This is a genomic window from Longibacter salinarum, assembly GCF_002554795.1.
Lineage (GTDB): Bacteria > Bacteroidota > Rhodothermia > Rhodothermales > Salinibacteraceae > Longibacter > Longibacter salinarum.
Genome location: NZ_PDEQ01000004.1, coordinates 110284 through 132000, shown reverse-complemented (window position 1 = coordinate 132000; position 21717 = coordinate 110284). Strand labels below are relative to the sequence as shown.

The 21717-nt window shown below is 58.9% G+C and carries 12 protein-coding genes; all 12 read left to right on the top strand.

Annotated features, from left to right (window positions below; genetic code table 11):
• Positions 1 to 11: 11 nt before the first annotated feature.
• Positions 12 to 2030 (top strand): PAS domain S-box protein, encoded by a 2019-nt coding sequence (locus CRI94_RS17885; protein WP_245846141.1) that lies wholly within the window; start codon positions 12 to 14, stop codon positions 2028 to 2030.
• Positions 2031 to 2087: 57 nt separating this feature from the next.
• Positions 2088 to 2432: a DUF6122 family protein gene (locus tag CRI94_RS08960; protein WP_098075361.1), complete on the top strand. Its 345-nt coding sequence runs from the start codon at positions 2088 to 2090 to the stop codon at positions 2430 to 2432.
• A gap of 265 nt (positions 2433 to 2697) precedes the next feature.
• The gene (locus CRI94_RS08955; protein WP_098075360.1) at positions 2698 to 3351 is read left to right on the top strand and encodes a response regulator; all 654 of its coding nucleotides are present in this window, start codon (positions 2698 to 2700) and stop codon (positions 3349 to 3351) included.
• 65 nt (positions 3352 to 3416) lie between these two features.
• Entirely contained in the window at positions 3417 to 4370 is a 954-nt protein-coding gene (locus CRI94_RS08950; protein WP_098075359.1) for a universal stress protein, read from the top strand.
• A 521-nt stretch (positions 4371 to 4891) separates the two neighbouring features.
• Positions 4892 to 5929: a LacI family DNA-binding transcriptional regulator gene (locus CRI94_RS08945; RefSeq protein ID WP_245846140.1), complete on the top strand. Its 1038-nt coding sequence runs from the start codon at positions 4892 to 4894 to the stop codon at positions 5927 to 5929.
• A gap of 113 nt (positions 5930 to 6042) precedes the next feature.
• Positions 6043 to 9057 carry a SusC/RagA family TonB-linked outer membrane protein gene (locus CRI94_RS08940; protein WP_098075357.1) on the top strand — a complete coding sequence of 1005 codons (3015 nt, stop codon included), beginning with the start codon at positions 6043 to 6045 and terminating at the stop codon, positions 9055 to 9057.
• 60 nt (positions 9058 to 9117) lie between these two features.
• Entirely contained in the window at positions 9118 to 10743 is a 1626-nt protein-coding gene (locus CRI94_RS08935; protein ID WP_098075356.1) for a RagB/SusD family nutrient uptake outer membrane protein, read from the top strand.
• Positions 10744 to 10946: 203 nt separating this feature from the next.
• Entirely contained in the window at positions 10947 to 12248 is a 1302-nt protein-coding gene (locus CRI94_RS08930) for a hypothetical protein (RefSeq protein WP_143815351.1), read from the top strand.
• Positions 12249 to 12392: 144 nt separating this feature from the next.
• Positions 12393 to 16763 (top strand): alpha-amylase family glycosyl hydrolase, encoded by a 4371-nt coding sequence (locus CRI94_RS08925; RefSeq protein WP_098075354.1) that lies wholly within the window; start codon positions 12393 to 12395, stop codon positions 16761 to 16763.
• Between the two features lie 96 nt (positions 16764 to 16859).
• A complete protein-coding gene (locus CRI94_RS08920; protein WP_143815350.1) occupies positions 16860 to 17042 on the top strand; it encodes a hypothetical protein in 183 nt (60 codons plus the stop codon).
• A gap of 48 nt (positions 17043 to 17090) precedes the next feature.
• On the top strand, positions 17091 to 18974 hold the full coding sequence (locus tag CRI94_RS08915; protein ID WP_098075352.1) for a glycoside hydrolase family 13 protein: 1884 nt from the start codon (positions 17091 to 17093) through the stop codon (positions 18972 to 18974).
• Positions 18975 to 19184: 210 nt separating this feature from the next.
• A complete protein-coding gene (locus tag CRI94_RS08910) occupies positions 19185 to 21695 on the top strand; it encodes a glycoside hydrolase family 31 protein (protein ID WP_098075351.1) in 2511 nt (836 codons plus the stop codon).
• The last annotated feature ends 22 nt before the right edge of the window (positions 21696 to 21717 follow it).

Below are 21717 nucleotides of genomic sequence, written 5' to 3'. Positions count from 1 at the left end.
CCGAGATCCGTATGAAAACTCTCGTTTACGGGCCTCCTTCGCAGAGTCGAACGATGATTGAGCGGGTGCTTGCCGATGGCGGGCACGAGGTGGAACAGATAGACCCGTCGGAGGCGCCGGCTCATCCCTCTGTAGATGAACGCACGTTCGACACATGTCTGCTGATTCATCCTGACGAGTCGGGCCTGGAATGGGCCCAGGAGGTGTTGAGGCATCGGCCCGACGTTCAGGTTGCGATCGTCGGGATGGACCCATCTGTGGAGAAGATCCACCTTGCGTTCGAGGCTGGCGCCACCGACGTGATCTTGTCCGGATTCGATCCGGACCGACTGAGCACGCGTCTCGGCTTGCTCGACCAGTACATGTCTTCATTCGTCCGAGAAGCCCCCGAGTCTCAGCCCTCGCCGCACCAGGCGGTCGTAGCCGAGATCGGTCGTCGTGCTCTTGCGGGCACCGAGATCGAGGTGCTCATAGCGCAGGCCGCGCGCGCGGTTGCTCGCACGCTCGACGTGGAGACATGTAAGGTTCTTGAACACGAGCCGGAAAAGGGGCAGTTGCGCCTGAAGGCGGGGATGGGATGGACGGATGGTGCGATCGGTCATGCAACGGTCACCGACGGTGCCGAATCGCAGGGAGGGTATACGTTGAAGTCTGATACGCCGATCGTCGTCGACGACCTCGAAGCGGAAACGCGATTCGAAACGCCGGACCTGTTGAAAGATCACGGCATCGTTAGCGGGATCAGTGTCGTGATTGCCAGTACGCCGGAGGCCTACGGCGTTCTCGGGGCCCATAGCACGGACCAGCGTGTGTTCAGTCAGGAAGATGTTTACTTCCTGCAGTCCGTCTCCAACGTGCTTGCCGGAGCGGTTGAACGGACGCGGACCGAGCGAGCTCTCCGTGAGAGTGAGGCTCGCGCAACGTCGATTCTAGAGACGACGGTCGACGGGATCATCACGATTAACTCCGCAGGCATCATTCAGTCATTCAATACGGCTGCGGAAGATATTTTCGGTTATTCCGCCAGCGAGGTTATCGGGAAAAACGTCAAGATCCTGATGCCACCGCCGTATCGGGATGAGCATGACGGGTACATGCGCAGTTATCATGAGACCGGTCGCGAACGGATTATTGGAATTGGCCGAGAGGTCACCGGTCGCCGGAAAGATGGAACGACGTTCCCGATGGATCTCGCGGTGAGCGAGGTGCACACGCAGTCCGTCCACGCATTTACCGGCATCGTGCGCGACATCAGCGAACGGCGGCGTCTGGAGAAAGAGATTCTCAATATCTCAGAGCAGGAGCGGCGGCGGATCGGTCAAGATCTGCATGACGGTCTCGGTCAGATGCTTACTGGCATTGGCCTGCTCAGTCAGAACCTCTCGCGGCAGCTGAAGAAGGAGGGTAGTACGCTCGTTGAGGAGGCGGAAGAGATTACGGATCTTATGAAAGAGGCGGATCAGTATGCTCGTGATCTCGCCCGCGGGCTGACCCCGGTTGATCTCGAAGCAAACGGTTTATCGAAGGCGCTTCAACGACTCAGTGATAACGCGGAACGTCTGTTCGGTGTCGATTGCGCGTTCGACGAGGTGGGCACTGGATTGGTGCACAATGCCACGGCGGCGACTCACATGTATCGTATTGCCCAGGAGGCTGTCAGCAACGCCGTGCGTCACGGGGATGCCGAGCGCATCAAAATTGCCTTTGCATCGGGGTCGGAGCAGATCCGTCTGCGTATTCAGGACGACGGCGTGGGATTCGCCCCTGAAAACATCGATGGCCCGGGTATGGGCGTTCACATTATGAATTACCGGGCTCGAATCATCGGGGGCACGCTGGAGATTAGCAGTACTCCGGACGGAGGGACAACGGTGACGTGCACGTTGCCCGGCACGGCTTCTCCGGGAGCCAATAATTCGACGAACGGTCAACGCGTGGATGGCTCTTCGGATGTGACGGACCGCCCGAATCCTGGCTCCAGCAGTAGCAACGGTCGAAGTGGGGGCGGCGGCTGTCCGGTTGCGCATTAACACAAGGCGCCGCGCGCAGGGTGCATGTTAACGGACATCTTGAATTGCCCCCTTCGGATGCTTCACCTCGTCCTTCACTTCGCCGTTCCGCTGGTCGTCGCGTTCGTTTTCTATCGGGCGCACTGGCGCGAGGCGGTGCTCACCATGGTCTTAACCATGGTCGTTGACGTGGATCATCTGCTCGCCGATCCGATCTACGATCCCAACCGGTGCTCGATCGGTTTTCACCCATTGCACTCGGTCCCGGCGATTGCGGCATATGTCATTCTCTTTATCGGGCCATTTCTCCATGAGTACGAGACCCCACTTTGGGAGCGGTCTCGACTCGCTCGCATTGCTCACCTGGCAGGGCTCGGACTGCTGATTCACATGGCGTTAGACGGAATGGATTGTCTGGTGTGAGCGTCAGGGGCCATTTCGGCCATGAGAGCGTATAGAAGAATGAAGAGGCATTGTCGTGCATCTCCGTTATCGAAGCAGAGAAAGACGCGGGGATCCTCACTACGTTGTGGGGCCTCGTGTGGGGAAATCCCCGGTATCTGTGGGGGAACCGTCCCTGACGTTCGTTTTTGTTCATACTCCGTACGTTGCCTATCGCTGGATGTCCGGAGTGCCTGCTGCGGCAACAGCCTGTTCGCCGACCCGTGTTCACCGATCGCGCTTTTCCATGACTGAGATAATAATCGTTGACGACCATCCGCTGATGCGAAAGGGGTTGGCTCTTGCTCTCGATGCCGAGGCTGAGTTCAACGTGTCTGGTCAGATGAGTAGCGCCGAGGAGGCGTTAGAAGACATCGATGAACTGGAGCCCGATCTGGCGATCATCGACATCTCTCTGCCTGGCATGAGCGGGATGGAGCTCGTAAAACACCTTCAGGCCCGCAAGCCTGACATTAAGATTCTCGTGGTGTCGCGCCATGACGAGACGCTCTATGCCGAGCGGGCGATTCGGGCGGGGGCGCGCGGCTATATCATGAAGCTGGAGGCCGGGGATGTGATCGTCAGAGCCGTCCGTCAGGTTATGCGCGGCGGCATTTACGTAAGCGACGAAATCAACGAGCGCCTTCTGATGAGCATGGCGACGGGGGGGCGTGAACGAATCACCCAGTCGCCACTGGAAGTGCTGAGCGATCGCGAGTTGGAGGTGTTCGAGTTGACCGGGCACGGCTCATCCACGCGCGATATCGCCGAGCGGCTCCACCTCTCCGTCAAGACCGTGGAGTCGTATCGTGCACGCATCAAGAAGAAGCTCAACCTCGAATCTGCGACTGAACTTATGAAGCACGCGGTACAGTGGGTGGAAAGTGAAAGCGCCACCTGACGTGCAGGGCGAACGCTACTGCAGAAGAACAGCTCATCCTCTCGATTCGGACACCCCATACTGCCATGCTTGATATCAATCGCATTCTCTTCCCGACAGACTTCTCGGCGGTTGCAGAGGACGCATTTTCGCACGCCGCGCATCTTGCCATGCGGTATGACGCCGAGGTTTACGTCTTTAATGTCGTGACGCCGCAGGAGGCGCATGAAATGAACCCGATGGAATATCTTCCGCTGGAGGAAGCCGACGGACGGCCGGGAATGTTTTACATGCCAGCAGAGGATGTTGACGTCAAAACACCCGCGGATGAGCAGGGCCGCGTGCGAGTCACCTACGGCCAGATCGAGTCTGTCTCGCCCGCACATGCCATTATCGAGCAGGCGAAGGAAGACGAGGTGGACTTGATCGTGATGGGAACGCACGGTCGGCGCGGGTTCGACCGATTGCTCAGCGGCAGCGTGTCCGAGGAGGTCGTGCGCGAGGCTCCCTGCCCGGTCTTTACAGTGCTTGCCGGAGACGAGCCGACGCCAGGGCCGTACGTGGATCACGTGCTTGCACCGGTTGACCTGTCCGAACAGTCGACCATTGTGGCCGATCATGCGGCGGAGCTGGCTGCAACATACGATGCGCGTCTAACGCTCATGCACGTCGTCGAGCAGGCGGCGTACCCGACGGTATACGGCGTCGACCCGCTCACGCCGGAGTTGCCGAATGTGGAGGCCCGCGCGCGAGAGGCGCTCGACGAACTGGCCGAGCGGGTTCAGCCCCGTGTTCTCGACGTGGAGACGGTGACCACAACGGGCTATGCTGCCCGAGATATCGTCGACTACGTTGATGAGAACGACGTCGGCCTTATCGTAATGGCGACGCATGGCCGCACGGGCCTGAAGCGCTTCGTCATTGGAAGTGTGGCGGAGAAGGTTGTGCGTACGGCGCCGTGCCCCGTCTTCACCCTCCGAAGTTTCGGCAGAAATCTCCTGCTCGAGCCGGCGGGAGAAGGCGCAGATGAAGCGACGTGATTCGGTGGCCTGGGTAAACACCGCGACAGACGCTCCAGTCATTAGCTAACTTATTTTTACACTCGACCTCGCCTGATTCCACGGCGAGGATGCCCCTGGCAGGTTGTCCTGTCAGGGGCCTTTTTTGTGTAAATCGCGTGAATGTTGGTGGGCATTTATGCGTTCGTTTGCGAGGGAATCGTGGAGAGACAGGCTGTAGCTTTGTTGCTTGTTAGCCATGAAGTAGCGTGATAATCAGTTCTGACACTAGTTATTTGCTGCGAAACGGGATTTAAAATAAAAAACTTTGGTTCGAAAGCGGTTTGCGTTCGTTTCTTTGCAGGTCGAACGTGCGGAGAAAGCCGTTTCAGGTCGATCTAGGACGTAATGATTTCTTGACATCCTCAGGGTGGGTTGCTATCGTACGGGCGGAAGCGGTTCCGCGAACCATTCGAACCTGGTTCCGAAGCTGTTTTCTCGTCGATTGCTCGTGATGTATGAAGAGCGATCGATCCGCCCTTCGATCACTGACGATAAAGCTCGTGGGACGTACGACAATCGATGACGTTGCGGAGCGCGCTGGCGTCTCAAAGTCCACCGTGTCGGCCGTCATGAATGACAGCCGTCCGGTGAGCGACGGGACCCGAAGCAAGGTCATGGCGGCCGTCAACGATCTTAATTACCGGCCGCGGTCGACCGCTCGCACCCGCGCCCACGATGGGCGAAGCATCGGCATCGTCATTAAAGAGCGTGACAACCCGTTCTTTGCCGAGATTGCCGACGGCGCGAGTCGTCGTGCCCGTGAAGCGGGATACACCGTCTACACCGCCAGTTCGGAGGGCGATTTTGCCACCGAGACGGAGATCATCGACGATTTTCAGCGTCGAGATACGGACGGACTCATCATCTATCCGGTGATGAACGAAGAGACCGACCTCACGAACCTGATCGAATTGCGCCGTGCGCGCATGCCGTTCGTTTTGATGGAGCACATCCTCGGCGTCAAAGCCAACACGGTCGACGTCAGTTTGCTTGCTGCGTCAAAATCTGCCGTTTCGTATTTGATCGACAGCGGTCATCGGCGCATCGTGCATTTCGCCGGTCCGTCGTACTCGACCCACAGCGACGACCGGATTTCCGGCATGCGCCACGCCTTCAGTGAGTCTGAGTTGGCGTTTTCCGACCATATGGTTGTGCCGGCCGGAGCTCGAATGGAGGATGGATACCGTGCGGCTCTCGAGTACCTCGAAAACGTGGACCCGACGAGCCGAGCAACCGCTGCCACCTGTTTTAATGACCTTGTCGCCATCGGCGTCGCGCGAGCTCTTCGCGAGAAGGGCCTCGATGTGCCGGGCGACGTGTCCCTGATCGGCTGCGACGGCATCGATTTGCTGGACTACATGCCGACGCCGCTGACCACGCTGCGCAGTCCCAATCGCGAGATGGGGGCATGTGCTGCCGATATCTTGATTCACCAGATCGAAGCTGACGCTCAGCCCGACATCCAGCAGGTTAGCTTCGAGCCAGAACTGGTCGTCCGGGCGTCCACTCGACCCATGCAATCCAAGAACGTCGCGTAAGCTTCGCGTCGTGATGGGCTGGTCCGTTGCCTCCGTTGCACGAGACCGCGTCTTGGCCCCGACGACACTGCTTGACCTTATCCGACCCGTTTTTCCCTAGCATCCACACGATTATGCAACGCAGCTTACGATTTCTTTTCGTGCTCCTGCTTGCATGTGCGGTGTCCAGCACGGCACCAGCTTTCGCACAGCAACAGATCACCGGCACGGTGACGGACTCGCAGAACGGCGAGACTCTGCCCGGTGCCAGCGTCTCCGTACCCGGCACCTCCGCCGGTACGGCTACCGATATGAACGGTCAGTACGAACTGACAGTCTCGGAAGAGGCGGACTCGCTCCGTTTCTCTTTCGTCGGTTACACGACGCGCACCCTCGCCATCGAAGGACGTTCGACCATCGACATCGCGCTTTCACCCGCGACTCAGCAGCTCGACGACATCGTCGTCATCGGCTACGGCTCCGTTCAAGAGCGGGACATAACTGGATCCGTTAATAAAGTCGATGCAGCTGAATTCAACCCCGTTGCCACGGCTAGCCCGGAGCAACTTATTTCTGGGAAGGTTGCGGGCGTCCAGATTTCGGCTTCCGATGGTGCTCCCGGTAGCGACACGTTCATCCGCGTTCGTGGGGCGACGTCCGTTAATGCCGACAATCAGCCTCTCTTCGTCATTGATGGCGTACCGCTCAGTAACAACGGCAACACCGCGCAGCGGAATCCGCTCAGCTTTTTGAGCGCTAACGATATTGCAAATATCACGGTGCTGAAAGACGCGTCCGCAACTGCGATTTATGGATCGCGAGGTGCGAACGGCGTCATTCTTATCGAGACGAAGAGTGGAGACGTCGAGGAGGGCCGTGTTTCGTATACCGGAACGGTCGCTGCCTCTCAGGTGCAAGACAACATAGACGTTCTGGGCGCACAAGAATTTCGCACCGTGGTTCAGGATCGCGCGCCGAGTGTCGCCGGACGACTTGGTATTGCTACCACCGATTGGCAGGATGCCACCCAGCGTGATGCTCTCACACATGAACACCAGCTCAGCTACTCCCAGGGCTTTGACACATCGAGTCTCCGCGTCTCGTTCGGGTACCTCGATCAGGAAGGGGTGCTACAAACATCGTCCCTCGAGCGCGTCAACGCTGGGTTGAACCTGAACCAGTCGCTATTCGACGATGCACTGTCCATTACCACGAATCTGAAAGGGTCGAAAACATCTGAAAGCTTCGAGCCCGGCAGCCTCGTCGGAGGAGCCGCGAGCTTTGATCCGACCCAGTCGATTCGCGACGTGCGTAGCCCCTACGGCGGATTCTTTGAGTGGAATGCCGCTCTTGCAGAGAATAACCCGGTAGCGGAGTACATCCTGCAGTCGAATCAAGGGGAGACGTTCCGGAGCATCGGTAATGTCGATGCGGAGTACGAAATTCCGTATGTCCAGGGACTGAGCGCCCGGGCGAACGTCGGATACGACGTCACCGTCGGAGAGCGCGAGTTCTTCGCCCCCACGAATCTGAAGTCCCAGGCCGAAACGAACTTCCCGGGTACCGTATCCCGAGCGAACTTCCGCCAGCTCAACACGCTGGTTGATGCTTTCCTTAACTACGACCGCCGGTTTGAGGAAATCGAGAGCAAGTTTGACGTGACTGCGGGGTACTCGTGGCAAGACTTCAGCGAAGAGTATCCAGAGTACAGTGCCTCCGGCCTCACCACGAATATTTACGGTCCGAACCGGAGTGATGTACTCCGCGCCGATTCGCTAAGCCAGGTTACGTCGACGGTCACGGAGATCCCAAGCCGTCTCATCTCGGTCTTTGGACGTATCAACTACACCTACAAGGATCGATACCTTCTGACGGCTACGGTACGTCGCGACGGTTCGTCGAAGTTTGGTCCAGCTAACCGCTGGGGTACCTTCCCGTCGGCAGCCCTTGCCTGGCGCGTGCATCAAGAGTCATTCATGGAAGCTGTACCACAGATCTCCACGCTCAAAGTGCGCGTCTCCGCCGGTATTACCGGTAACCAGGAGATTGGGGACTTCCAGTACGCTCCATTTTACGAGCCAGGAGGACCCCGTGCGCAGGCCCAATTCGGGAACGGTTTCGTGAGCACGATCCGTCCGCAGCCGGCTGATGAAGGCATTAAGTGGGAGGAAACGACCACCTATAATGCAGGCATCGACTTTGGCCTCTTCAACGAAAGGGTGACCGGTTCGGTGGAAGCGTATCGCTCCATCACGGATGATCTGCTTTTCTCGATCACTCCGGCCGCCGGCTCGAACCTGTCGAACTTCGTGACGACCAACATTGGTAAGATGCAGAACCAGGGCATCGAGGCGAGCCTGAGTGGACTGGTCGTGGAAACCGGAGACTTTAGCTGGAACGCGTCGATCAACGCGTCGACGAACCAGAACGAATTGCAGCGGATTGATCGTCCGGGAGCTGGCATTGAGCAGCTTCGAGTGGGCGGAATCTCTGGCGCCATCGGTAACACCATTCAGGTGCTTCGGCCCGGACAGCCAATCTTCTCCTTCTATACGTACGAGCAGCGGTATGCACAGGACGGTACGCCCTGCGTACCCGGTGCCGACTGCGACGGCGATGGAAACGCCGGCGATCTCGCGTACGTCGACCAGAATGGTGACGGCACGATCAACGAAGATGATCTGACGCTGTCCGGTAGCCCGCAGCCCGACTGGATTTTCGGTCACACATCGAATCTGCGCTACCGCAACTTCGACATGAGCTTCACGCTTCGTGCTCACATAGGCCAGCAGGTCTACAACAATGTGGAGTCCAATTTCGGTCACTTCAGTCGCCTGTCCAGTAACCAGGTGCCTACAAACATCCACCAGGATGCGTTGAGTACCGAGTTTACGGATCCACAGTACTTCTCTGATTACTACGTGGAAGATGCCGACTTCCTCCGTGTTGATAACATCACGCTCGGATACACGCTGCCGGATCTCCCCGGCGTGCGGAATATCCGCGTGTTTGGTCGCGTCAACAATGCCTTTATCCTGACAGGATACGATGGCATCGATCCGGAGGTCTTCTCGGCCGGCATCGGAATCGACAACAACGTCTACCCGCGTTCGCGCACCTTCACGGGTGGCGTCAGCGTGTCGCTGTAACGCGCACGACGTTCGACCTCCACTGCCGACACTTCTTTTGCAAACGCACGACCTAGAGACATGAATAACTTCACGCGTGGTAGATTCACGCCGCTCCTTTCATTGCTTTTACTGCTCACGTTGGGCATTGGCTTTACCGCCTGCGACAACGTCGCTGTTGAGCCGAAGGGGCTGGCGGCAGCCGATAACATTTTCAAAGAAGAAGGGGCTTATAAGTCGTACCTGGCGAAGCTCTACGCCGGTCTGAATGTGACAGGCCAGCAGGGGCCGGCCGGAAGCGGTGACATCGCGAACATCGACGAAGGCTTTTCCCAGTACATCCGCCTCTACTGGCAGATGCAGGAGCTACCGACGGATGAAGCCGTCATCGCATACAGTGACGGCTCCGTGCAAGAGCTGAACACAGGGACCTGGTCGTCCTCGAATGGCTTTTCGTCAGCGATGTACAGCCGGATCTTCTTCCAGGTCGCGCATGCTAACGAGTTTCTCCGCCAGTCGACGGGTGACCTACTCCAACAGCGCGGTGTAGACCGCTCGGTCATCAACAAAATGCCTCAGTGGCGCGCAGAAGCCCGCTTCCTTCGTGCATTGAGCTACTATCATGGGATCGATCTCTTTGGCGACATCCCACTCGTCGATGAAAGCGTGACGCGCGGTGGTGCTCCGCCGGCGCAGGCTAGCCGAACGGAGGTCTTCGAATTCATTGAAGGCGAGCTTCTTGACATCGTAGATGACAACACGGCGGAAACGCTGCCAGATGCTCGACAAGGGCAGTACGGACGTGCAGACAAGGGGGCGGCCTGGATGCTGCTCGCAAAGCTGTACCTGAACGCCGACGTATACCTTGATGGACAAGCCGGCTCCGTTGTCAATGGCGATCCCGCGACCCTCGCTGCAGAGTATGCAGCACGCGTCATTGATGCTGGGTACCAGCTCGAGGCTGACTATCAGCACCTTTTCCTGGCTGATAATCACACAGCAGATGGCGTTGTCTTCGCCATTCCGAACGACGGGCAGAACACGCAGCACTACGGTGGGACTCAGTTCTTGACCCATGCTGCGGTCGGCGGGTCGATGACCCCAGCCGATTATGGCATTGACTTCGGGTACCAGGGACTCCGCACCACGGAGGTAGGGTACAACCTGTTCGGCCCGGGCGACAGCCGCGGCATCTTCTACACCAATGGCCAATCGCTCGAGATCGACACGCTAACCGTCTTCACCGATGGATATGCGGTGCCGAAATACCAGAACGTCACGTCCAACGGCGTCTCCGGTGCCAACGCAACGTTTCCTGACACGGACTATCCCATGTTCCGTCTGGCGGAAGCGCACCTGATTTACGCCGAGGCCGTGCAGTTGCGCGGGGGAAGCTCGTCGAGCTACGACCCGGCTACGCTGATCAATGACCTGCGGGCTCGCGCAGGTGTGAGCAGCAACCTCAGCAACGCGGACCTCACAGAAGACTTCCTTCTGGCAGAGCGTGGGCGCGAACTTTTCTGGGAAGCCAAGCGGCGGACTGATCTCGTTCGCTTCGGCAAGTTCGGTGGCCAAACGCAGTACACGTGGCCCTTCAAAGGCGATGACGTGGATGGTGGATCTCTGGATGAGACCCGGAATCTGTATCCGCTGCCAGCGAATGAACTCAGCGCCAACCCGAATCTCGAGCAGAACCCCGGTTACTAAACCGAAACGTTCCTGACGTAGCCGACGGGGCCGGACGTGCGCTGGCTCCGTCGGACAGGAACGGGTTAGCAACTGCTCTCCCACCTTGCTTTTCATAAGCCAATCAATGAACCATGCGCCGAATCGCCACCACACTCTTGTGTGTCGTTGCTCTGGTGTGCTCGAGCCTTGTACTTACAGGCTGCGACCAGACGCCGGGCACCGTGCAAGATTTCGAAATTCAACCCGACCTACAAGTCCCTTCCTCTCTAACGATCATCATCCTGGAGAGTGGCCAGGGAGCGACTGAGTTCACCGTTCAGTATCAGGGGTTTGATGAGCACCCTTCGCTTTCGTCCTCCAATACTGATCTTACGCTGGATCGCCTTGAGCAGACCGGCGACCCCAGCGCAGGCGAGCAGACGTGGCGGGCAACGTTCAACAAAGTGCCAGACACCATTCTGGATGAGACGCTGACGCTCTCGGCGAGTGCGGGCGGACAGGACATCACGCGGTCGATCTCGGTGCTGGTCGCCGAAATCGATATCACCACGTCCTTCGCAAGCTCCTACGCGTCTGTCATCGATTACGAAGACGGCATTCGCAGCGTGTCGACGACCGGCGGCACGACCACCGAAGTCGTGGAAGAAGCGTCGGCGAACAGCAATGGGGACCAGTCTCTTCGTGTCGAAACCACGGCAGGCGGTGCAGTAACCGTCGACCGGGAGGCCAATGGCCCGGGCACAGACCGCTTCTCCTTTCTCGTCTTGCCTGATCCGTCAACGACGTTCACCCTAGAGATTGCAATTACCGAAGGGGTGAGCAGCGGTGAGGAAACCCGCACGCTGAGCATTCCGATTACCTCGGGAAGTACATGGCGTCGGTACGCGATCGAGTACGATAAATTCGATGGCGGACTGAACCCCGTAACGAACGCTGCCGGCGGCGATGGTGCGTTCAAATCCGTGACCTTTACATCAGACGGTCCGGCAACATACCATCTCGATGAGATCTCGCTTGCTGACGAGTCGAGCAACATGGTCGAGATTCATAACTTCGAGAGCACCACGAACGCGTACGGCAGCGGTTCGGACATCGCGTTCAGCAACAGCAACAATGTCGCTGCAGAAGCTGATGGACCGACGTCACGGAGCCTGTCTTACAGCGGCGGCGGCAACTTCTTCGGATATAACTACGATCCGATCAAAGTTGACGTAACGGAGAGCGATTTCCTGTCGCTCCGTGTCGGTGAAGTGTCGCGTGACTTCGACCTGTACGTTTTCGTTCAGACGTACGATAGTGAAGGCGGATACACGTACGATGCTGGAACTATCCGGAGTATTTCTGCGGGTATGGAGTGGCGCCAAATCGACATTCCTCTCGGAGACCTTGGCACGAGCGCGAGCGCGCTCAAGAATCCGGGCATCAATAATGTTGGGTTTGAAGTCCGCCGGAAGGCGACCGACACCACCTCGGAGTCGATCGACTTCTTGCTCGACGACATCCGGTTCCGGCCCGCAAACTAAACCGGAGCTGTATCTGCGGTGACCCGCGTAGGAGAGCGCACTGGCCCTCGTGCTGGTGCGCTTTTCCTACACCGGTGGCCTGCGAATTCCGCGTTCGACGAGTCATCGTCGCTTAGATCTATTCTCACCTCCTTCGCATACGTCATGCACCGATCGTTACGTCTATCTATCTGGGTTGTATTGGCCTGGGCAATCGTTTTTATGCCAGGCACAGTGGCGGCCCAGAGTTCGAGTCCAGCCGTTGAAACCGATCCGTCCGTTCCGTCCAGTGGAGCGGTGACGGTGTATTTCAATGCGGAGGAAGGGAACGCCGCGCTGGAAGATTACACCGGCGATATTTACGCTCACACCGGCGTATTCACGTCGAGTAGCCCGTCGTCCTGGACGTGCGTCAAGAACTACTGGCCGACGGAGGGGCAATTCTCCACGCTACGAGAAGACACGAAGCTGAGCCCGGTAAACGGTGATCCCAACCGGTACAGTCTGGACATCAGCGACATCCGTAGCTACTACAACGACGGCGAGGGTCCAGCCTGTAATCTTGGAAGCGACGACGAGATCACGTCGATGAACTTCGTTTTCCGCGATGCAAGCGGGGATGTCGTGGGGCGCGCTTCGAATGGAGATGATATCTTCGTCCAGCTTGCCAATGCAGGTCAGCCGATCGATGTGAATGTGGTTCAGCCGGTGACGTCGCAGCTCGATCCGTTTGTCACGGATCAGGACCAGACGGTCTCGATCGAGGCAGCCGCTGCGCTCGGGGACGGGGCGACGCTCACGGACATCACGCTATCAGTGGACGGGTCACAGATTGAAAGCACCACCTCGACCACCCTCACGTACGACTACGCTCTCGATACGCCTGGTCGGTATGATTTTGAGGTTGTGGCAACCGGGCAAGATTCCACAGGTGCCAGTGTCACGTCGACCAAGTCGTTCTATATGGTGCGTGTTGCGCCGGTGACGGAGCAGGCAGTCCCCGCAGGGATGGAGGACGGAATCAACTACACGTCCTCTTCCTCGGCTGTGCTCGTCCTGCAGGCCCCGGCCGCACAGTATGTGCACGTGATTGGCGACGAGACAGACTGGGAGGTCGACCCGAGCCTGCAGATGAATCGGGAGGTGAATACGGCCTCCACCGGACAGGATAGCATCCGATACTGGATTGAACTCCCTGGACTCACGAGTGGAAAAGAGTACGGGTTTCAGTACCTGGTCAATGGAGAACTCCGCATCCCTGACCCCTTCTCGGAGAAGGTTCTCACCCCGAACGATCAGTATATCGATTCATCGACGTACCCAAACCTGAAGGCGTATCCGACGGGACAAACGGAGCAACTCGTCTCTGTTCTGGAGACGGGGCAGCCGACGTTCAACTTCTCCTCCTTCGATCGGCCCAAGCAGAAAGACCTGGTTGTTTACGAACTCCTGATTCGTGACTTCATCGAGAATCACGACTATCAGACGATGCAGGATACCCTCGGGTACCTGAAGAATCTGGGCATCAATGCAATCGAGCTGATGCCGGTCTCGGAGTTCGATGGAAATCAGAGTTGGGGATACAACCCGTCGATGCACTTTGCGGCCGATAAGTATTACGGGCCACGCGAAGAACTGAAGCGCTTCACTGATCTTGCGCACCAGAACGGGATTGCGGTGATCCTTGATGTGGTGTATAACCACGCTACGGGCCAGAGTCCGCTGATACGGCTAGCCAACGAGGGAACGTTTGGTCCGCCGACACCGGACAATCCGTGGGCCAATCCAAGTGCTCGGCATCCGTTCAATGTGTTCAATGACATGAACCACGAGAGCGTATTCACTCAGTACTGGCTCGATCGGATGAATGAGTACTGGCTCACCGAATACAACGTCGACGGTTTTCGATTCGACCTCTCAAAAGGGTTCACGCAGGGACCTGACCCGGATGGATATTCCGACGTCGGGGCCTGGAGCAGCAGAGATCCCGAACGGATCGCGCTCCTACAACGCATGGCAGACCAGATTTGGAGTGTCGACAACCGAGCGTACATTATCCTTGAGCATTTTGCCGATACCAGCGAGGAAAAAGAACTGGCAGAATACCGGATCGGAGAGGGCCTGCCGGGAATGATGCTCTGGAATAACGTCCACGGAGGCTACAACGAAGCCTCGATGGGGTATGCGACGAGTTCCAGTTTCAACAACTCCTATTACAAAAATCGCGGCATCAGCGTCCCGAACTACGTCTCGTACATGGAGAGCCATGACGAGCAGTGGATGATGTATAACAACATCGCGTTCGGAAATTCCAGCAGTGACGGCAGTTACGACGTCACAAAACTCGAGACGGCGTTGAATCGCCAGAAGCTCGTAGGTGCGTTTTTCTTCACCCTGCCGGGCCCACGAATGATCTGGCAGTTTGGTGAACTCGGATATGGCTATGGCGATAGCGGGGAGCAGTGCCTCCAGAGCGGCGCAGGAAATTGCCCGAGCTCCGCTCCCGGGCGAACGGGGGAAAAACCCATCCGCTGGGATTACTTCGACCCGGACCAGAGCCCCAATCGGGTGAAGCTCCACGACGCGTGGAGTGCGATGATCAACCTGCGGCAGCAGCACGAGGTATTCCGTGCCACCGATACCGATGTGACGATCGAAGGGAATAACACGCCGGGCCGACGGATTCAGCTGCTGCACCCGACGATGAATGTCGTGATCGTCGGAAACGTCGGTGTGACTCCCCAGGTCGTTCAGGGCAACTTCCCGTCCAACGGAGACTGGTATGACTTCTTTAGCGGTGAGACCATCAACATTGACGATGGAGAAGCTGCAGATGGCATACCGCTCGCTCCCGGACAGTTTCACATATTTACAAGCCAGCCGGTCCAGACGCCCAAATCAGGTCTCGTCCCATTTGATGTCGCTGCGCCGGCTCCGGATGTACCGGAGAAGTTGACGGCAACAGAAGATAATGCGGCAGGCGAGGTTAATCTCACGTGGTCCGCAAGCACGTCCGTCGACGTAACAGGATATCGAATCTATCGTGGAACGACGTCGGCGTTCGACACAACCGGTGCTTCTATTGGCACGGTTGGGGTCAATACGACATCGTACACCGATGCGAGTGCTATGTCCGGCCAATCGTACGTTTACTACGTGGTCGCAACGGACAATGACGGGCAGTCCAGCCCTCTGTCGAATGAAGCGACAGCACTGCTTTACCCCAACGAGTTGACTGTGGATGTGACCCGTTCGTTCGGGAGCGGAAGCAATCAGCAAGATTACCGCCTCATTGCGTTGCCTGGAGATGCCTCTACGAGCCTTGCATCCACCTTTGATGGCAGCGCTGGAGAAGACTGGCAGGCCTATTGGGACAATGGGACAAGCCAGGATTTCCTGAAGAAGTTCGACTCGTCTTCCACGTTTGACTTCACCGCAGGACGAGGATTCTGGGCTATCGCCCCGCAATCATGGTCCGTCCAGGCGGACGTTCCCACGGTCAGTCTGCGATCCCGTCCGGATGAAACGTTTATCACGATTCCCGTTCATCCGGGGTGGAATATCATTTCCAACCCGCTCGATAAGGGCATTGACTGGAGCGCGGTGCAAGCCGCGAACGATGTATCGCAGCCACTCTGGCGCTTCGATGGATCCTTTCGTCGTACCTCGGTCTTTGCATCGGCACTGGACGGAGAGGCGTTTTATTACAACAACACGAAAGGGGCTAACATCCTAGAACTCCCCTATTCGTCAACGAATTCGACCAATAGCGTCGCGTCGACGAAGAGAGGGAGGGACCTGACCCGTCTTACTGCAACCCTTGCGGCGGGGCCGGCGAAGGGAGTGGACACCCGTATCGAAATGGGCGTGTCCAGTTCTGCGGCGAATCGTGTCGGGGATGAAGACATTATCGCTCCACCCCAACAGTTTGAAACCATTAGCCTGCAGATCGACGCCGGAGATGCAACGGTTTCATCCAGGCAGCGAATGCTCAAGCGATCCGTTCGCACGGATGACGCAGAGGGACACGCCTTTGAGGCTACGCTCTTTTCCGAGCCGCATACGCCTGTAACCCTACGTTTGGAGAACCTACCCGGAGGTAAAGAAGCGCGACTCATCAATCGCGTGACAGGCGAGAGTATCGATCTCCGTACCAAACCGACGACCGAGTTCATTCCGAAGCAGGCGTCGACGAGTCTGACGCTGCTGATCGGCTCAACGTCGTTTGTGGAGAGCGAAGAGGAGCGCCTGGTCCCGGATGAGCTTACGTTCTGGCCCAATTACCCGAACCCGTTCCGCGGGTCGACGACGCTCGAGTACACGCTGCCGAAGGATGCATACGTGACGCTGGAGGTCTACGACATCCTCGGGCGCCGTGTTGAGACGCTGGTCGATAAGCGCCAGCGCTCGGGTCTCCACACGCTGCAGTGGGATGGAACCGGGGCCTCCGGACGTCCGCTGGCCAGTGGCATCTACTTCGGCCGCATCACGGTCGACGGCCAAACGGCTACGCGCAAGATGACGATTGTGCGCTAGAGTACCGGCCCCTTTCGTCTGCTGTCGGAGCTGGCTCGTGAGTCGGCCCCGGTGCGCAGCTTGCCGGATGACATTTCCAAACCGAATCGCATGACCATGTTTACCTCGTCTCGACTTTCCCGCCTGCTGAACGGCGTTCTGACGATCTGCTTGCTCGTCCTTTTCGCCGCGTGCGGATCGGCCGGGGGCAATGAGCCGCCGGAAGACGACGATACATTTCCGGAGCCGCCGAGCCGCCCATCTTCCGTGCAGGTTGATTCGACAGGGGCATCCCAATAGGAAGCTCTTTGTCGACTCGATTCTCCTTTCGCAACGTTTTCCGCTTCGATGGATCTGTCTCGACGCCTCTTCTGCGCAACAGCGTTTATAGCGCTTGCTCTCGTCGGGTGCTCCGATGTGCCCGAGACCGATGACAGCACGTCGTCGACGGCTCGGGTGCCTGCCTGGGCGTCCGACGCGGTGTTCTATCAGGTTTTCCCGACGCGCTTTGCGAACGGCGACCCAACGAATGACCCGACGCGACAGACTCTGGAGAAGCCGATCGACGACGTTCCGGCATCCTGGTCTGTCACGCCGTGGACGCGCGACTGGTATGAGGAGGCGGAATGGGAGCAGGAAATGGGCGGCTTCTACACGTCGGTGTACGAGCGCCGCTATGGAGGCGACCTGCAGGGCGTGATCGATCGTCTCGACTACATCGACTCGCTCGGCGTCAACGCCCTGTACTTTAACCCTGTCTTCTGGGCGAACACGCTCCATAAGTACGACGGCAACTCCTTCCATCACATCGACCCCAATTTCGGCCCGGATCCGGAAGGGGATCGAGCTATGATCGCAAAGGAGGATCCGATGGACCCGTCCACGTGGCGTACGACAGCGGCGGACTCGCTCTTTTTCGAACTACTCGGCAAGGCGCATGCCCGCGATATCCGCGTCGTAATCGATGGGGTGTTCAACCACACGGGACGTGACTTCTTCGCCTTTCAGGATGTTCGGGAGAATCAGTCTGACTCGCCGTACGCCGGATGGTACAAGGTATCGATGTATGATGACCCGGCCACGCCCGACACCTCCGAATTCGACTACGAAGGATGGTGGGGCGTCCCGCAACTTCCCGAGTTTGCTGATTCCGAAGGAGGCGACGACCTCGCAGAAGGTCCGAAACAGTACATCTTCGATAGTACGACGCGTTGGATGGACCCGAACGGCGATGGGGATCCGTCCGATGGAATCGACGGCTGGCGCCTGGACGTGGCCGACGAGGTGCCGGAGGGGTTCTGGGTGGACTGGAACGAGCACGTCCGATCCATCAACCCGGAGGCATACACGGTTGCTGAGACCTGGCAACCGGCCGCCGGCTTCATCCAGGCGGGCGGATTCTCGGCTGCGATGAACTACTTCGCGTTCGCTTTCCCCGTCAAGGGCTTCCTGATCGACAACGTGATCACGCCGACGGAATTTGCCGATATGATCGATGCTCGGCGGACCGCTTTCGACGACAGCACCCAGACGGCCGTGCAGAACCTGGTTGATTCGCACGACACACCGCGCCTCGCGACGATGATTGTGAATCGGAGTGATACCGGATACGTCAAGCCGGACCGGTTCGACTACGACTGGGGAGCCGTGGTGTCCGTCCGCGACAACCGCTCGTACAAGGTCCGCGCGCCAAATGGCGACGAACGCGACCTGCAGCGGCTCGTGACGCTCTTCCAGATGACCTACGTCGGCGCGCCGATGGTCTACCACGGCACCGAAGCCGGCATGTGGGGCGCCGACGACCCGGATAACCGGAAACCAATGGTCTGGGACGATCTCGACTACGATGTGGAGGACGACCACCCATTCGAGCAAGAACGTCCGAGCGACCCGGTCGGCGTGAACCAGGACTTGCTGGACTTCTACCGCCGGGCCATCCAGTTTCGTCGCAACACGCCCGCGCTACGCACACAGCTCTTCCAGACCGTGCAGGCAGACGACGAACGCAATATGTTTGCCTACGCTCGGGGCCGCGCGGCGAACGCGGTCGTGGTCGTCCTCAACCGTAACGAGGAAGCCCACAGCATGCGCCTCCCGTTACCGGACTCTCTTCGCGGCGACTACGACGCGGCGCTCTCCACCGTCGACAGCGGAACGCGTGTGCAGAACGACGGCTCAGCGCTGCTGCTCGAGTTGCCAGCTTACTCCGGTCTCGCATTAACGAGGCAGTAGGTAGGGTTGGGAACTGCGGATTGAGTATTCCGGATTGCGAATTGTGGATGCTGGGCGACACGTCCGCTGACCCGAACGTCCAGCTATCACGTTGCCCGCGCGCAGGTCCTGTGCGGTCTAACATCTCCGCGTCGACCGTCCCGAGTCGCGTAATCCCTTAGCCCTCCCCCCCCCTCATACCCCACACCTCACATCTCAAACCTCACCAGCATGTCGGAATCGTTCTACCGCTTCCTGGGGATGCTCGGCGTCCTCGTTCTGCTCACGTTTCGTCCGGTCCACGCACAGCCCGCGGAGATAGCGCCGGGCGATTACACGGGGCACCGGCTCGATGACGCCGTTCTCGTCGTTGAGGGCGAAAATGCAACCGCGAGGATCAGCTTCTATCGACCGGAGATGCTTCGCGTCGAATGGCTGCCGGCGGACGTTGCATCGGCGGACACCTCGTTTGCCGTGATCCGGACGCCGGACTACACGCCGACGATCCGTGACACGGACGAGGCCCTCTACCTTCGTACGGCCGAGCTGACCGCGACCGTACACAAGTCGCCGCTTCGGGTTACGATTGCGGATGACCGCGGCCGATCCTTGCTCTCGGAGATGGAGCGACCGCTTCTCGTCACCGACTCAACCCGCACCGTCCAGTTTGCGGCGGACTCGACCATGGCGGTCTACGGCACGGGTGAACGGGGCGGAAGCTTCAACCTGCAGGGGCGCGCGTTCGACGTGTACAACACGCAGCACTACGGCTACAGCGAAGCGCCCGCTACGATGAAGATCAACGTACCGCTGGCCGTGACCACGGGCGGGTTTGCACTCTTTATGGATGAAGTGGATCGCGGGCGTTTCGACATCGGTGCGTCGACGTCGGGACGGTTCGCCTACACATCGGAATACGGTGCGGTCTCCTATGTCGTGATTGCCACCGATGACATACGCGAGCAACTCCGTCACTACACGTGGCTGACGGGACGGCAGCCGATGCCGCCGAAGTGGGCGCTTGGATACATTCAGTCGAAGTACGGCTACCGAACGGAGGCTCAAGCTCGCGGCGTGGTGGACACGCTCCGGGAAAAAGGCTTTCCCGTAGACGCTGTTGTACTCGACCTGCACTGGTTCGAGCACATGGGCGATCTTGACTGGAATCGCGACGACTGGCCGACGCCCTTCGAGATGATGGACGATCTGAGCGATCGTGGCGTGCAGACGGTGGCCATTACGGAAACGTACATCTCGGGCCCCTCGGACCTCTTTCAGCCTGCTATTGACGATGGGCACGTCGGGACGCATCCGGATGGGTCTGCGTACCGCCTGCCGGACTGGTGGTCGTGCCCGGACGGCTGTCCGGCACTCCTGGCCGACATGACACGTCCGGAAACACGGGACTGGTGGTGGGAGAAGCATCCGCCGTTCATGGGCGATTCCGTCGCGGTCGGCGACAGCACAAAGGGTGCGATGGCCGGGCTATGGACGGACCTCGGGGAGCCGGAAAAGCACCCGGACGACATGGAGCACCACCTCGGTCCGGCACCGGTCATTCATAATGCATACGACCTGCTCTGGGCAGAGACGCTGTACCGCGGGCTGCGCGAGACGCGCCCGAACCAGCGAGTCTTCAACCTGACGCGGTCCGGGTCAGCCGGCATCCAGCGCTATGGAACGGTTCACTGGTCGGGGGATGTGGCGCGTTCGTTCACGGGTCTCGCCCAGCAACCGTCGCTCATGTTGCAGGCAGGCCTCTCCGGATTGCCGCTTTACGGATCCGACATCGGCGGTTATCTCGGTGATGCCAAATCACCTGAGCTGATGGTTCGGTGGATGCAGCACGGCGCCCTGTCGCCGACGATGCGTCCGCACGGCGTCGACAATCTGCCAACGGAGCCGTGGCATTTCGGGGCACAGGCCGAGTCCATCATGCGCGACTACGTCCGCCTGCGTTATCGCCTGATGCCGTACCTCTACACGCTCGCGTACGAAGCGCACGCGTCCGGTCTTCCGCTCGCTCGTCCACTGTTCTTCGCGGATCCGGAGGATCCCGCCCTGCAGGAGGCATCGGAGGCCTACCTGATGGGCGATGCCTTGCTCGTCGCGCCCGTCATGAAAGAAGGCGCTCGTTCGGTCGACATCCCATTGCCCGAAGGCGAGTGGATGGACTGGTGGACCGGCGAGGTGACCTCTGGCGGACGAATGATTACGGCCGACGCCCCACTCGACCGCATGCCGATGTATCAGAAGGCAGGAACGATTGTCCCGATGCGTCCGGTGCGCTCGCACACGGCCGCCCAGCCAGCGGACACGCTTGATTTGCGTGTCGTTCCGGAGGTCGGAAGGACGGCCGCGGACGCCTCCTTCCGGCTGTACGAAGACGACGGGTCAACGATGAACTACACGCGCGGCGATTACGCCCTTACAAACATCACCCAGACGTTCCGCGCGGACGGTGACACCGGCGTGCTACGGCTGACCATGTCTCCAGCTGCCGGGTCATATGACGGTTTTCCGGACGAACGCACCGTGCGCGCCTCGCTCCACCGCGTCGCTTCGGTGCCATCGGAGGTCTCGGTCGGAAATCGTACGCTGACGGAGCGGGCTTCCACCTCCGATGTACTCGCTCGCGGGGGCTTTCACTATGATGGAGACACAGGCGTCCTGACCGTTCAGGTCCGCCTCAGCACGACGACAGCGCATGCTATCGTTGCCCGTGGCGTTTCTCTACGCTAATATGGCGTTTGATTGAGCATCT